The organism is Bradyrhizobium sp. RT6a, assembly GCF_040547675.1.
In the GTDB taxonomy this organism is placed as follows: Bacteria; Pseudomonadota; Alphaproteobacteria; order Rhizobiales; family Xanthobacteraceae; genus Bradyrhizobium.
In genome coordinates this window covers 1-12,170 of sequence record NZ_JBEPQC010000023.1, presented here as the reverse complement: position 1 = coordinate 12,170, position 12,170 = coordinate 1, and the positions used below count along the sequence as shown (strand labels likewise).

The 12,170-nt window shown below is 59.7% G+C and carries 16 protein-coding genes and 3 pseudogenes; 10 read left to right on the top strand and 9 right to left on the bottom strand.

Translation table 11 applies throughout. The features are described from left to right. The 6 genes from ABIC03_RS39145 to ABIC03_RS39120 all read right to left on the bottom strand — a co-directional run. The coding region (locus tag ABIC03_RS39145) for an IS66 family transposase zinc-finger binding domain-containing protein (protein ID WP_354066245.1) at positions 1 to 569 on the bottom strand (569 nt) is incomplete at its 3' end. A gap of 45 nt (positions 570 to 614) precedes the next feature. Continuing rightward, complete coding sequence (tnpB, locus tag ABIC03_RS39140; RefSeq protein ID WP_502917372.1) at positions 615 to 935, bottom strand: IS66 family insertion sequence element accessory protein TnpB; 321 nt, start codon at positions 933 to 935, stop codon at positions 615 to 617. Between the two features lie 23 nt (positions 936 to 958). Next, entirely contained in the window at positions 959 to 1,357 is a 399-nt protein-coding gene (tnpA, locus tag ABIC03_RS39135; RefSeq protein ID WP_354066241.1) for an IS66-like element accessory protein TnpA, read from the bottom strand. A 530-nt stretch (positions 1,358 to 1,887) separates the two neighbouring features. Continuing rightward, the gene (locus tag ABIC03_RS39130; protein WP_354066239.1) at positions 1,888 to 2,586 is read right to left on the bottom strand and encodes a HipA domain-containing protein; all 699 of its coding nucleotides are present in this window, start codon (positions 2,584 to 2,586) and stop codon (positions 1,888 to 1,890) included. Further along, entirely contained in the window at positions 2,534 to 2,836 is a 303-nt protein-coding gene (locus ABIC03_RS39125) for a HipA domain-containing protein (protein ID WP_354066237.1), read from the bottom strand. The genes ABIC03_RS39130 and ABIC03_RS39125 overlap by 53 nt, the downstream gene beginning before the upstream one ends. Further along, positions 2,799 to 3,308, bottom strand: a complete 510-nt coding sequence (locus ABIC03_RS39120; protein WP_354066235.1) for a HipA N-terminal domain-containing protein — start codon at positions 3,306 to 3,308, stop codon at positions 2,799 to 2,801. The genes ABIC03_RS39125 and ABIC03_RS39120 overlap by 38 nt, the downstream gene beginning before the upstream one ends. Positions 3,309 to 3,503: 195 nt before the next feature. On the opposite strand from ABIC03_RS39120, the gene ABIC03_RS39115 reads away from it, so the two are divergent. Next, entirely contained in the window at positions 3,504 to 3,710 is a 207-nt protein-coding gene (locus tag ABIC03_RS39115; RefSeq protein WP_354066247.1) for a hypothetical protein, read from the top strand. Positions 3,711 to 3,792: 82 nt separating this feature from the next. Here the strand turns inward: ABIC03_RS39115 and ABIC03_RS39110 are convergent. Further along, positions 3,793 to 3,879: pseudogene (locus ABIC03_RS39110) on the bottom strand (transposase); the annotation flags it as partial. A gap of 95 nt (positions 3,880 to 3,974) precedes the next feature. On the opposite strand from ABIC03_RS39110, the gene ABIC03_RS39105 reads away from it, so the two are divergent. From ABIC03_RS39105 to ABIC03_RS39085, 5 genes and pseudogenes are all read left to right on the top strand, one after another. Beyond that, complete coding sequence (locus ABIC03_RS39105; protein ID WP_354066233.1) at positions 3,975 to 4,424, top strand: glycosyltransferase; 450 nt, start codon at positions 3,975 to 3,977, stop codon at positions 4,422 to 4,424. Between the two features lie 49 nt (positions 4,425 to 4,473). After that, positions 4,474 to 5,187, top strand: a complete 714-nt coding sequence (locus ABIC03_RS39100) for an alpha/beta fold hydrolase (protein ID WP_354066231.1) — start codon at positions 4,474 to 4,476, stop codon at positions 5,185 to 5,187. Positions 5,188 to 5,331: 144 nt separating this feature from the next. Continuing rightward, a complete protein-coding gene (gene mddA, locus ABIC03_RS39095; protein WP_354066229.1) occupies positions 5,332 to 6,063 on the top strand; it encodes a methanethiol S-methyltransferase in 732 nt (243 codons plus the stop codon). A gap of 111 nt (positions 6,064 to 6,174) precedes the next feature. Beyond that, a pseudogene (locus ABIC03_RS39090) lies at positions 6,175 to 7,342 on the top strand (IS701 family transposase); the annotation flags it as partial. Between the two features lie 51 nt (positions 7,343 to 7,393). Next, entirely contained in the window at positions 7,394 to 7,660 is a 267-nt protein-coding gene (locus ABIC03_RS39085) for a DUF3551 domain-containing protein (protein ID WP_354066227.1), read from the top strand. Positions 7,661 to 8,746: 1,086 nt separating this feature from the next. On the opposite strand, the gene ABIC03_RS39080 is transcribed toward ABIC03_RS39085, so the two are convergent. Then, entirely contained in the window at positions 8,747 to 9,250 is a 504-nt protein-coding gene (locus ABIC03_RS39080; protein WP_354066225.1) for a hypothetical protein, read from the bottom strand. Between the two features lie 519 nt (positions 9,251 to 9,769). Between ABIC03_RS39080 and ABIC03_RS39075 the strand changes: the two genes are divergently transcribed. Next, complete coding sequence (locus ABIC03_RS39075; RefSeq protein WP_283018453.1) at positions 9,770 to 9,979, top strand: response regulator transcription factor; 210 nt, start codon at positions 9,770 to 9,772, stop codon at positions 9,977 to 9,979. A gap of 124 nt (positions 9,980 to 10,103) precedes the next feature. Here ABIC03_RS39075 and ABIC03_RS39070 read toward each other — a convergent pair. After that, positions 10,104 to 10,719, bottom strand: a pseudogene (locus ABIC03_RS39070) (transposase family protein); the annotation flags it as partial. Between the two features lie 91 nt (positions 10,720 to 10,810). On the opposite strand from ABIC03_RS39070, the gene tnpA (ABIC03_RS39065) reads away from it, so the two are divergent. From tnpA (ABIC03_RS39065) to ABIC03_RS39055, 3 genes are all read left to right on the top strand, one after another. Beyond that, positions 10,811 to 11,212, top strand: coding sequence for an IS66-like element accessory protein TnpA (gene tnpA, locus ABIC03_RS39065; RefSeq protein WP_354066223.1), 402 nt, complete (start codon positions 10,811 to 10,813; stop codon positions 11,210 to 11,212). Next, complete coding sequence (gene tnpB / locus ABIC03_RS39060) at positions 11,209 to 11,556, top strand: IS66 family insertion sequence element accessory protein TnpB (protein ID WP_354066221.1); 348 nt, start codon at positions 11,209 to 11,211, stop codon at positions 11,554 to 11,556. The genes tnpA (ABIC03_RS39065) and tnpB (ABIC03_RS39060) overlap by 4 nt, the downstream gene beginning before the upstream one ends. A gap of 45 nt (positions 11,557 to 11,601) precedes the next feature. Next, a partial coding sequence (locus tag ABIC03_RS39055; RefSeq protein ID WP_354066219.1) for an IS66 family transposase zinc-finger binding domain-containing protein occupies positions 11,602 to 12,170 on the top strand: 569 nt, incomplete at its 3' end.

Here is a 12,170-nt window from a genome sequence, read left to right as displayed (position 1 = left end):
CGCGGTGTGGCATGGAACGGCGCTGGCGGCTGGCTGATCTTCTCGCAATCGCGGCAGGTGAACTTCTCGCGCACCGTCTCGATGACCTTGAAGCGGCGCGGGATCTCCTCCAGGGTCTTGGTCACATCCTCCCCGACCTTCGCCAGCCGCGACCCACCGCAGCAGGCGCAGGTCGTTGGAGCTTCAACAACGACGCGCTCGTGTTCAATATCGTCAGGCCAAGGCTTGCGCACCGGCCGCTTACGCGTGAAGGGACGGACATTCTGCGTCTTCGCTGCCGCCGCCTGTGCGGCGAGCTCGTCCTCGCTCGCCGTGGTGATGAGTTCCTCGAGCTCCAACTCCAACTGCTCGAGCAGCCGTGCCGAGCGCTCGGATCGCTGCCCGTGCAGTTCGCGTTTGAGCTTCTCAATTCGCAGCTCAAGATGCGCGATCAGCGCCTCGTTGTCCGACAGCTCCGCCAACGCACTGGCAGCCACCGCTTCGGCTCGCAGCCGCGCCTCGCGCTCGGCCTGCAACGCCGCTAGAGCGCTGACAAGGTCCGATGGAAGATCGTCCGGCTTCGATATCATGAAGCCATTGAATCAGATCAAGCCGCAGATTCAAACCAAAAACGGCTACCCGACCCGTGTCGGACGCTGTGCTTCTTGCGGGTTGCGCCAATCGATTCCGGACAACAGATAGCTCATCTGCGCCGGCGAGATCGTCACAGCTTCACCCGCAATGGATGGCCATATAAACCTTCCTCTCTCCAGTCTCTTGGTGAACAGGCATGCCCCCTGGCCATCGTGCCAGATCACCTTCACAAGATCGCTGCGGCGACCCCGGAAGACGAACAAATGACCGCTGAGCGGATCCTTGCGCAGCACCTCCTGCACCTGGAGTGCCAACGACGGAAAGCCTCGGCGCATATCCGTGTGGCCTGTCGCGAGCCACACTCGCGCCCCCGTCGGAACCGGGATCATCGATGGGCCAAAGCATCGAGAACGCGACGTAGCGCGTCTCCATCAACGTCGCCATCGACCCGGATGCGATGCCCGCTACCAAGATCGATCTCGATGATGCCATCGCTCTTGGGTCGCCGCGCCGTCGTAGTCAACGGCGCTTCGGCCAGCTCCCGCGGTGACGCAGGCGGCCCAATCTCGACCGGAACAAACGGAGCCATGCTCGCTTCGCCATGCTTGCAAAGCTCCTTGCGCCACCTAAACAGCTGGCTCACATGAAGCCCCGCCACGCGAGCCACCTCGGAAACATTGGCGCCGGGCTCGAGCGATGCTGCAACAAGCCGCTCTTTCTCGTCCTGCGACCACCGGCGCCGCCGCTCGACCGATGTGATTACCTCCGTCCTCGAAATCGTCATGGCGCTTCTCCTAGGATTACCCCTAGGACCTGCAGCAATCCCGTTCGTCAAACAAGGCGGCCTTCAGTGGAGGGATACGGCATATGGAGCCCACGTCGCGTACCAACCGCCAGGTAAGTCGTCGTGGCCACGATCCTGATCTATTGATCTTCAGCCCTGGCTAATCCGGCGCCGCTTAAAGGGGGCGAGGCGCCTAACCGTCGTGATTGCGTAGCCGTGTCCACGGGACCGCCGGGCGGATAGAAGCCGTGCCGAAAAGAGGACCTACAAACGCCCCGGCAAATTGGAAAGCCTGTGGAGGAGGAATCGTTGTCTGCCGGAGCCTTGAATGACACGCCTAAAGTGAGGTGAGCCGCAGTGACTACAGGTCCGCCAGCAACCACGGATCGTCGTCGACATCGACATCGGCATGCCGATCGCGGGGGTGTTGATGCTGGTGCTGCCGTTGGCGTCGACAACGACATGCCGACCGATGATGATCGACGCCTTGCTGCCGAACATCATCATTCTGCTGGCGGCCGTAGTCGGAACTATATCGCACCGAGCTGTCGACGGCATTGCTTGGCTCTGGCAATCAAGAGTTCGGCGAGGCGCCCGACGATGGCATTGTCCAGTCCGTCTTTCCGCGCTTGCTTCCGTAGTGCAGCCACAATGTCCGGAAGCTGCTCGGCCATGGAAATCAGTCCGGCGATCACCTTGTCACGATCGAGGCGCGTTTCGCGGGCGAACTTCTGCCAATCGCGTAAACCAACCTCGCTGAGCTTGTAATCACCGCCGATTTTCATCGCGAGCTTGATCTTCTGCACATCGATGTCATCATAAGGAAGAATGCTGGCGATGTCGTAGAGCGGGGCGAGTCGTACGTGAGGGCCTCCGGCCAGCAGCAGCGAATAATTCTTGGCATGAGCATCCGTACCCGCAATCAGCCAATTGAAGCCTAGCGCCTCCACAAACCTGTCAACGTCGGCGACGCGATCCGTGGAGTAGGTGCGCAAAAGCTCGATCACATCGGCAGGGCTTGGTCCGCCATCGTTTTGATACTTTCTGGTCGGCAGGATCCCGACCGCCTGGCAGATATCCTCCTGGTGGACACGGACGATCTCGTTCCCACTGAACTGCCGGTCGTAGCGCTCGATGACGATGGCGATTTCCTTTCCGAAATGCCTCACCTGAGTGTCAGCGACGGGCAGAACCGAGATTGCGCGCAAGTATGAGGCAGATATGTTCATTTTCCGCGTGTCCATCGAAATGGCCGGTCGGCGGTTTGAGGATATGCGTCGTCGGAATCCGCCCAGAGGGAATTCCCCACTTGCCTTTTTGCAGAAGCAACGCGGTTTTAGGTTGGGCGCCCGCAAGGCTGAATTGTCCGGTATCGCGCGGCAACCGCCATGCAGCGTGATCCTCGCGTAAGGTCTGCAGGCGTTTGGCGATCGCCGTTTCGTCAAGCCACTCGACGTTGTCCGAAGCACCGCTTCGCAACGACTCCAGCCGATCGGGCGTGACGAACTGAACGGCACCCGCGCAGTCCTCGCCGACATGGGAAATTGCGCGCGGACACCTGAAATCTTCGGGCCCACCGTTCGAGCACGCGCTCGTTGTCGGGCAGGAGTCCCCAGAGGAAGGCCTGCACGGCGGAAGGACCGTGCTCTTCGGCCGCGAGCGGCATGGACAGCGACAGCGGATAGGCTCCCTCGGCCTGGCGCCAGTCCTTGTCATAGACAAGGGTGAGCCGGCCGCGGGCGTCATTGCGCACGCGGCCGATTTCCCGACCATCTAGCAGAGCAACAAGTTCGCTCGTCATGCCTTTTTTCTTCCTGGCCTCGGCCACGATGGCGTTGATATCGACGGCTGGCCTGGTGGCCCCGCGGGCGGGCGCTTGTTCGGTGCTCGCATCCAGGCGGATGTCCAGGGCGTCAAGGGCGCGAAGGATCAGCCCGAGCTCAGCGCGCATGACCGTGCTCAACCTCGATCACCCATTGGCGGCTGACGCCGATGCTCTTAGCAAACGTCGATTGATCGAGTTTGAGCTTCTTGCGCCGGTCGCGAAGGACGGCGCCGAGTTCGGCTGGTGTGCGTATGAGTGGGATATCCAAATGTCAACGTTCGCATGCTTTAGCATATGTCGACGTTCGTTGACAATTTGTAAATGTCAGCGATCGATGACATTTGTAAAAAGTCATCGTTCGCTGACAGAGGCTCACCCGTAATTCACGTGTTTTCAATTGAGCCGATCGGCATCGATGATATTCAGCCCGGCGCTCGCACCAGCCTCGGTTCCGGCGATTACGGCACCGCGGTCGTGATCGGCCATGAGCGGCTACAATGTCTGCATCTATCAGGCGGTGACGCTTGAGGCGCGACTTTCCGACGGAGGACAGGGGCAATGTGATCAGGAGCGACACCCGCCACCCGATCCTGGACGACGGCGTCGTGATGCGGCACAGATCGGTCACCGAAACCCCGGCCTCGTGCTCCTTCAAGATCCCGATGATCTGCTCTTCCGTAAAACGATTGCGCTTCATGCTCTCGTCCTCGTCTTGGGCCAGAGCGAACTTCAAACTGGATTAAGCCCGGGGGCAAGGCCATCACGGTTGGTGGGCCCGGCGTCGGTACTCATTTGATCAAGCGCATCCTGCAGAGCTATCCCATGGCGCGCGCTCGTCTGCCCGAATTGCGCATGATCGTGGTAGCCGGTCCGCGTATCGACCTGCAATCGTTCAATACACCGGCAGGCGTCGAACTGCGTGCTTTCGTGCCGAATCTCGATCGCCACCTCGCGGCCTGCGATCTGGCGCTCGTTCAGGGCGGCCTGACGACATGCACGGAACTCACGGCTGCGGGGACGCGCTTCATCTGTTTTCCGCTCAAGAACTACTTCGAGCAGAATTTCCACGTCGCCCATCGTCTCGACCGATATGGCGCCGGACGACGCATGGAATTTGAGACCTCGACGCCGGACATGATTGCCCATGCCATGGTTGACGTGTTGCAGACCTTGGCACGGTTCATGCTGGTTGAAGCCGACGGCGCGGTCCGTGCCGCCCGCATGCTTGCCGATCTCATTTGAGGGCGGGGTTTCGGACGGCGAGTTACGCGTCAGATCAGGGAGTGCGGACATGATCAAGGAAGTATCCGGCTGTATCAATTATGATGAGTGCGGCGCTGGTCCGGCAATTGTACCTGTGCCGGGTTCATGCAGCACCGGCGCCGCGCGGTGCCCGATTATCTGGAACCTGAGCAGCCGATTTCGCTGCCTCCCCACAAGCCTGCAGGGCTACGGCGGCACCGTCGAACGACGTACCGCTTCCGATCCCTGCATTTCCCACGAAGCCGAAGTGCTGGAGTCGGTCGTTCGAAAAGCCGATGGCCCCGTCCATCTGGTTGGCCATTCCTTCGGCGGTCTGGTGGCCCTGGTCGTGGCGCTCCGCAATCAAGTCCTGCTATCGAGCCTTGCGATTCTGGAAGCGCCGGCCATGGAGCTTTTGCACGCGGAGGGAGAGGATCGGCTCTACAGGCTGTTTCGCGACATGACCAAGGCCTATTTCGCCGATTTCGCTGCCGGAAACGCCAGCGCGATTGCAGCGATGACAGACTTCTACGGCGGAGCCGGTACCTTTGCCTCCTGGCCGTCGCGGGGCCGCGCCTACGCGGAACGTACGACGCCTGTCAATATCGTTGATTGGGCAAGCGCGTTTGGCTTCCCACTGTCGGCGGCAATATTGTCCGCGATCCGGGTCCCCACATCGTCGCTCGAGGGGGCGCAAGCCATCCGGCGATGCAGCGCGCCAACGCGCTGCTCTGCAAACGTATCGACCAGGCCGCGCTCGTGACGATTGACGGCGCCGCGCATTTCATGGTCGCGACCACGCCACGGAAGTCGCTCATCTGATTGAAAAGCATGTACTTCGTGCAGAGCGACGTCAGACCGCGTTCAGGCAGCGCGATATCTGCCTATAGCGAGAAAGGAAACTCTCATGGGTCGCTTAATCGCATTTCTATACGGATTAATTAGTTACGCCGTGTTCTTCGTCACTTTCCTCTACGCCATTGGATTTGTATCAGATCTCGTGGTGCCGAAGGCCATTGACGATGGCACGTCGACGTCGACGTTGGCATCCCTTGTCATCGACGTGGCGCTGATGTCACTCTTTGCGATTCAGCACAGCGTGATGGCTCGCAGGCCGTTCAAAGAATGGTGGACGCAGTATGTACCCAAACCAATTGAACGCAGTACCTACGTGCTGTTCGCAAGTCTGGCATTGATCCTGCTGTTCTGGCAGTGGCGGCCGTTGCCGAATGTGATCTGGCACATTGAAAATCCCGCGGCCGCAGTGGCGGTGACGGCAGGATCATTCATCGGCTGGCTAGTCGTGCTGACCAGCACCTTCCTGATCAACCATTTCGAGCTGTTTGGTCTGCACCAGGTCGCCAATAATCTCACCGGCCAGCCAATGCCGGCGCAGCGTTTTCGCACTCCGCTCTATTACAAATTCGTGCGGCATCCGATCTATCTCGGCTTTATCATCGCTTTCTGGGCGACGGCGACCATGACGGTCGGACATCTGCTGTTTGCGGCGGTAACGACGGTCTACATCGTAGTGGGAGCTCTGCTCGAGGAGCGCGATCTTGCTGACCTCTTCGGGGACGAATATCGACGCTACAAGGGTCGGGTGTCGATGCTGGTGCCTTGGCGCAGATCGGCATGAGAACATATCGGGGCAAGCGGACTCTGACGCGGCGTCAACCCGGCAGTTTTACGGGTTCACGGTCTAGCACTACTTTGGCAGATTGTTGGATTTAGGCTTTTTATTAGGATTCCCGAATCGAAACGCCTGGCAACGGGCAACTACGATCAGCTGCACCATTTCATCGCCGATGGTGTCTGGGACGCGGCACCGCTACTGCTCAATCAGGCCGATCGGCTTGTCGGCGGCAACGATGCGGGGCTGGTTATTGATGACACGGCCATGCCAAAGAAGGGCGACCGCTCAGTTGGTGTTGCGGCTCAGTATGCGTCGGCTCTTGGCAAAACGGCAAATTGCCAAACGCTGGTGTCGCTGACACTCGCGCGCGACGAAGTGCCGGTGATGGTCGCACTGCGTCTCTTTCTGCCTGAGAGTTGGACAAGCGACGCCCCTCGTTTGAAACGCGCCCGCGTACCGGCCGAATACCGAACGCCACGATCCAAGCCGGAGATTGCTTTGGCCGAGATTGACCGCGCGATGGCAGCCAAAGTGCGTTTTGGGTGTGTGTTGGCGGATGCAGGATACGGGCTCAGCGCGCCGTTTCGACAAGGGCTAACGGAACGCGGACTGGCCTGGGCCGTTGGCATTCCTCGTCACCTCAAGGTGTATCTGGTCAATGTGCAGCTCATTTGGCCGGTGACCAAAGTTCGGGGGCGAGCTCGGAAGCACCACGTGCCGGATATATTATCGATCGTGGCAGAACGCATGTTGGCCGACGCCAAGTGGAAGACCGTGAGTTGGCGCAGTGGCACGAAAGGTCGGCTGAAAGCCCGATTTGCTGCTGTCCGTGTGCGCATCGCCGACGGGCCTCCGCAGCGAATATGGGACAAGGGTCAGCAGCATCTACCAGGTGACGAAGCCTGGCTCATTGGCGAGCAACGCGCCTCCGGGGAGAAGAAATACTATCTCGCCAACCTGCCCGCGACGACGGATTTGCGCGCACTGGCAGCCACTATCAAGGCCCGATGGATTTGTGAGCAGGCCCATCAGCAGTTGAAAGAGGAGCTTGGCCTCGATCCCTTCGAGGGGCGATCATGGCAAGGTCTTCATCGTCACACTATAATGACTATGATTGCCTACGCCTTCTTGCAGCACGTCGCCTCGCACACGCGGATCGGAAAAAAAGAATCAGCGGCCCTCCGCCTCAACCAACCATGCCCGCCGTACGCCACGCCATCGTCGATCTCATTCTTCGGCCACCATCGCAACGGTGTCCGTACTGCAGAGAACGAATCCTTGAAAAATCGCGGCGCAAACAGATTCTGCCAACGTAGTGCTAGCTAGATGTCTCATGCGCAACCTTCCCTTTATCCGTCTGCTTGTACTTCTCATCCTCGTCGGCTTTGCATCGCCTTCGACCGCCGCTCCGCGAGGGCGTTCTTTCATCCCACCGGCTCGGCAGCATGTTTATTGCCTGCAGGGACGTACCTGGAGATATCCGGGCAATTGCCAGTTCTCGACCTATGACCAGTGCATGGCCACTACGTCCGACACCTTAGCCTATTGCGGGATGAATCCGATCTACGCATTCCAGCGACAAGGAGGACAATTGCGCTGATGCGTGATCGCCAAGCGTCGTCGAGACATCAGTCTTTGCTCATATAATTGGATCCGCCGTGCTGGTTAAGCGTTGGGCTTCCGCCTGGTTGGGCATCGCAGCAGGTCCGGCGCACGCTGGATCTCGTCGATGATGGTAGCTCGGTCCCGGCCCGGTCAAACCAGCCGGGTTAGACTCTGCGGCTCGAGGACCGCCTGATCGCCGAACCTAATATAGGTTAGGCTGGCCCCGGCGCGGTCCTGCAATCAGGATCACCGGGATATCCGAAAGGGCTTCTTCCGCCTAACGTTCTACGAACCGCTCAGACATGCGAATTCCGAATCCCGGTCGATCGGAACTATTGGTATCGGCTGATTGGAAGTCTATGAGAACGGCGATCTAGACCCACTCCGGGCACTTCCGACAGTTCACGCAGAGTGAACGCGGCCAATCGAGGCGCCGGAGGGGAAGCGCGGCCAAAAGAGCCGCATCGAAATCTTGGCTACATTTTCCAACCCAATTTGCTCTGTTGAGAATTCTAGCACTTCCTGAAGACTGCGTCGTCTACATCGAGCGAAACGACGACGTCGAGTTCGTGGAAGCGGACGGCCGAGTATCGCCGGCTTCCTCAAGCGCAAAGCGCAGGGCGACCGGCTCTCGGATCTTTCGACTGATTCTGGAAATTGGTGCGTATCTGCTTGGCTCATTACAAGTCCACGGGAAAAGCTGGATCCAACGCATCCTTGCTGCTCTTTACTACCGCAGTTATTGCGACAGGCTCTTTCTTGGAGCAGTGCGCCGACACAGATGCCGATGGCGACGCGAGGGCTAAGGTGCCTCTCACGCATTGGCAGCCAGTCGGTCGAAAGAAATCGCCAAGGTGAAGGCTGACCTCGCGGACCTAAGCGCCGAGAAGGCTAGCGACTTCTATGCTCGCATCACCATCTTCCCGGATACACGGCGATTCGACGAGATTCCGGAAATCATCAACCGGCGCCTAATCACTGTGAGGCGCCAGTCACGACAGAGCCTCTTCGAGCGGCTTGAGGGAAGTGGCTGAATCAGATTATGGAGTTTCTGACCGGCCACGACCGAGCCGATCAGGGTTCAGGAGGTGACGGATAGCGCGCACCGCATCGACAGGATATCGACAGGATAGAGTGGGCGGCCGTCGACGTAACGCCATTTCAGCGCGTGGTTCGGATCCGCCGCCACTGCTCCAGCGCGCCGGGCGTGGCGCCGGATAACCGCCGCGGCCTCTAATGCCGTCAAATCAGAGCTGCCCGGCAGCGTATTGATATCCAACGTCGCGGGCGGGGGCATGCCGCGGTTCTTGCGACGGCGCTTCGTGGTACGCGGAATTATCCAATTACTTGGCGGCCCTAATGCCTCGATCAGAGTCTTTTCGCCCTTGCCGCTCTTGCCTCCGCCCCGAACGATATTCGGTATGAAGTTATGAGATTGTAGGCTTCTCCGGCAAGAAACACATATGGAGCGCAGGTATGGCCGCTGGATAGCTGTAGCGTACAAATAAGACGGATTGCACCCCATTCTGACGCCATCCGACATCACGCGATGCAAGCGATCGGTGCGGATCACCAGATGGATCAAGCATCGCGCGGCGACATTCGAGTCAATAGTGTGCCAAGCACCGTGGCCCGCATAGCGTTAATGACTTTGATTTCGTTCGATGTCCGTTATCAACTCATCCAGTGTCAAATGAGCCGTCGAGCGATTTACGCGAACAGAACCAGTCCTCAACGCCATTTTCGGCAATGCCCACAACCTCTGCGTTGGAGCCGCGACCGATGTAGCTGGGTCCGCTCCGCCTCCTCCGTGGGGTAATGCAGAAAGCCGCGCTGGAGCAAGCGCGGGACATAGTGCTGGCGCTTAGCAGCCATGAGGAGACCTATCCCAGGCCTAGGTTAGGTCACGGACGTCAAGTGTGCCGTTGTTGCAACCACTGCTGTCGCGTTTACGACATATGTCGCAATCGCTTCGACAGCCGATGGTGCTGCAGTTGGATCGGCAGCTGATTGGTGCTCCAAGGCTTGTGTTGGCAGGAGAGTTTGCGATCTCCTCGCGTGGTACGGCATTTGCTGATCGCGTTCCAGTCGTCAGGAGAAACACATGGTCGATGGGCAAGTCGTTGTGCTGTCCCCACGAGAAACGGAGTGCTTGCGGTGGGTAGAGGAGGGCAAATCATCCTGGGAAATAGGGGCGATATTGAGGATCAGCCAGAACACCGTCGATTTTCACATCAAGAACGCCATGCGAAAGCTGGAAGTGACCACCCGAATCCAGTGTGCTATCAAGGCGCGCCGCCTCGGGCTTCTTTGAACTATTGGAGTGCTGCTGTTGTCAACTTGTGCCGACGGCGACTATAAACAACTGCGAGGACTACTCCATGAGATGGGATCGCATCTGCCGAGAGTAGCGGCCCGTTGTGAGCACGGCGCTATAGCTAGTCGGCCGTGAGGGATCCTGATTTTGAGGCTGATCGTCCCGTGGTTTTGGCGAGAGTGCCGATGAATTGCCACAACAAGAGCCTGAGCCAGCAGATCAGGCGGCGGAAATCACAGCCGAAGGCGGCAACAACGGCGCTGATGGCGTCGCCTTGGCGATGCCAGAGTTAGTTGCGGCCGACGCGATGCTCGGATTTGAGGTGGCCGATGACCGGCCCGATGGCGGAGCGCCGTCGCAGCTCGCGCTTGATCTGCGGCGTCACCCGCCGCTTCTATCCTGAGATTAACACCCTGAACTTGTGATCGGGCGGGCGTTGTGGCCGCGATGGCCCTTGTCGAGGAGAGCGCGCTCGATAGTGTTGCCGATCAGCGCTACCATCTCTGGGATGACGGTTGCAACTGTGCGGGCGTCATAGGGGTTGCCGTGCAGCGCCTTCACATGGGTTACGAACTTCCCGCCGCGGGCCGGCGCCAGCGTGGTGGCGACCGAGACCCTGACACCGAACTCGTAAGGCCGGTGCGCCTTGCCCTTGCCGATGCATTCCCCCCCGGCGCGTGCAGCGAGTAGAGCTTCGGGCCACGCTGGTGCCGCTTCTGCTCAAGCACTTGTCGCGCCAGCATGCGCTCCGTATCCCTCCATTGAGGGCCGCCTTGCTTGATGAGCGGGATCGCTGCAGGTCCTAGGGGTAATCCTAGGAGAAGCGCTATGACGATTTCGAGGGCGGAGGTAATCACATCGGTCGAACGGCGGCGCCGGTGGTCGCAGAACGAGAAGGAACGACTTGTTGCAGCATCGCTCGAGCCCGGAGCGAGTGTTTCCGAGGTGGCTCGCCTGGCCGGGCTTCATGTGAGCCAGCTGTTCAGGTGGCGCAAGGAGCTTTGCAAGCACGGTGAAGCGAGTATAGCGCCGTTCGTGCCGGTCGAGATTGGGTTGTCTGTGCCGCCGCGGGAGGTAGCCGAAGCCCCATTGGCGACGACATCGGGGCGTCGACGGAAGAGCCAAGGCATCATCGAGATCGATCTTGGTAGCGGGCATCGCATTCGGGTCGACGGCGACGTTGATGGAGATGCGCTGCGTCGTGTTCTCGATGCTTTGGTGCGCCGATGATCCCGGTTCCGACGGGCGCGCGAGTGTGGCTCGCGACTGGCTACACAGACATGCGACGAGGCTTTCCGTCGTTGGCACTGCAGGTGCAGGAGGTGCTGCGCAAGGATCCGCTCAGCGGCCATTTGTTCGTCTTCCGAGGTCGCCGCAGCGATCTTGTGAAGGTGATCTGGCACGATGGCCAGGGGGCATGCCTGTTCACCAAGAGACTGGAGAGAGGAAGGTTTATATGGCCATCCTTTGCGGGTGAAGCTGTGACGATCTCGCCGGCGCAGATGAGCTATCTGTTGTCCGGAATCGATTGGCGCAACCCGCAAGAACCCCAGCGTCCGACGCGGGTCGGATAGCCATTTTTGGTTTGAATCTGCTGCTTGATCTGATTCAATGGCTTCATGATATTGAAGCCGGACGACCTTCCGTCGGATCTTGTCAGTGCCCTGGCAGCGCTGCAAGCCGAGCGCGAGGCCCGGCTGCATGCCGAGGCGGTGGCAGCCAGTGCGCTGGCGGAGCTGTCGGACAATGAGGCGCTGATCGCGCATCTTGAGCTGCGAATTGAGAAGCTCAAACGCGAACTACACGGGCAGCGATCCGAGCGCTCGGCACGGCTGCTCGAGCAGTTGGAGTTGGAGCTCGAGCAACTGATCACCACGGCGAGCGAGGATGAGCTCGCCGCACAGGCGGCGGCAGCGAAGACGCAGAACGTCCGTCCCTTCGCGCGTAAGCGGCCGGTGCGCAAGCCTTGGCCCGACGATATCGAGCACGAGCGCGTCGTCGTTGAAGCTCCAACGACCTGCGCCTGCTGCGGCGGATCGCGGCTGGCGAAGGTCGGCGAGGATGTGACCAAGACCCTGGAAGAGATCCCGCGTCGCTTCAAGGTCATCGAGACGGTGCGCGAGAAGTTCACCTGCCGCGATTGCGAGAAGATCAGCCAGCCGCCAGCGCCGTTCCATGCCACACCGCG

What these genes read in the sequence shown, in the direction of transcription:
- tnpA (WP_354066241.1), bottom strand. Translation starts at nt 1,357, where the DNA reads ATGACGATTTCGAGGACGGAGGTAATCACATCGGTCGAGCGGCGGCGC.
- ABIC03_RS39130 (WP_354066239.1), bottom strand. Translation starts at nt 2,586, where the DNA reads ATGAACATATCTGCCTCATACTTGCGCGCAATCTCGGTTCTGCCCGTC.
- ABIC03_RS39120 (WP_354066235.1), bottom strand. Translation starts at nt 3,308, where the DNA reads ATGCGCGCTGAGCTCGGGCTGATCCTTCGCGCCCTTGACGCCCTGGAC.
- ABIC03_RS39115 (WP_354066247.1), top strand. Translation starts at nt 3,504, where the DNA reads ATGTCAGCGATCGATGACATTTGTAAAAAGTCATCGTTCGCTGACAGA.
- ABIC03_RS39100 (WP_354066231.1), top strand. Translation starts at nt 4,474, where the DNA reads ATGATCAAGGAAGTATCCGGCTGTATCAATTATGATGAGTGCGGCGCT.
- mddA (WP_354066229.1), top strand. Translation starts at nt 5,332, where the DNA reads ATGGGTCGCTTAATCGCATTTCTATACGGATTAATTAGTTACGCCGTG.
- ABIC03_RS39085 (WP_354066227.1), top strand. Translation starts at nt 7,394, where the DNA reads ATGCGCAACCTTCCCTTTATCCGTCTGCTTGTACTTCTCATCCTCGTC.
- ABIC03_RS39075 (WP_283018453.1), top strand. Translation starts at nt 9,770, where the DNA reads ATGGTCGATGGGCAAGTCGTTGTGCTGTCCCCACGAGAAACGGAGTGC.
- tnpA (WP_354066223.1), top strand. Translation starts at nt 10,811, where the DNA reads ATGACGATTTCGAGGGCGGAGGTAATCACATCGGTCGAACGGCGGCGC.
- tnpB (WP_354066221.1), top strand. Translation starts at nt 11,209, where the DNA reads ATGATCCCGGTTCCGACGGGCGCGCGAGTGTGGCTCGCGACTGGCTAC.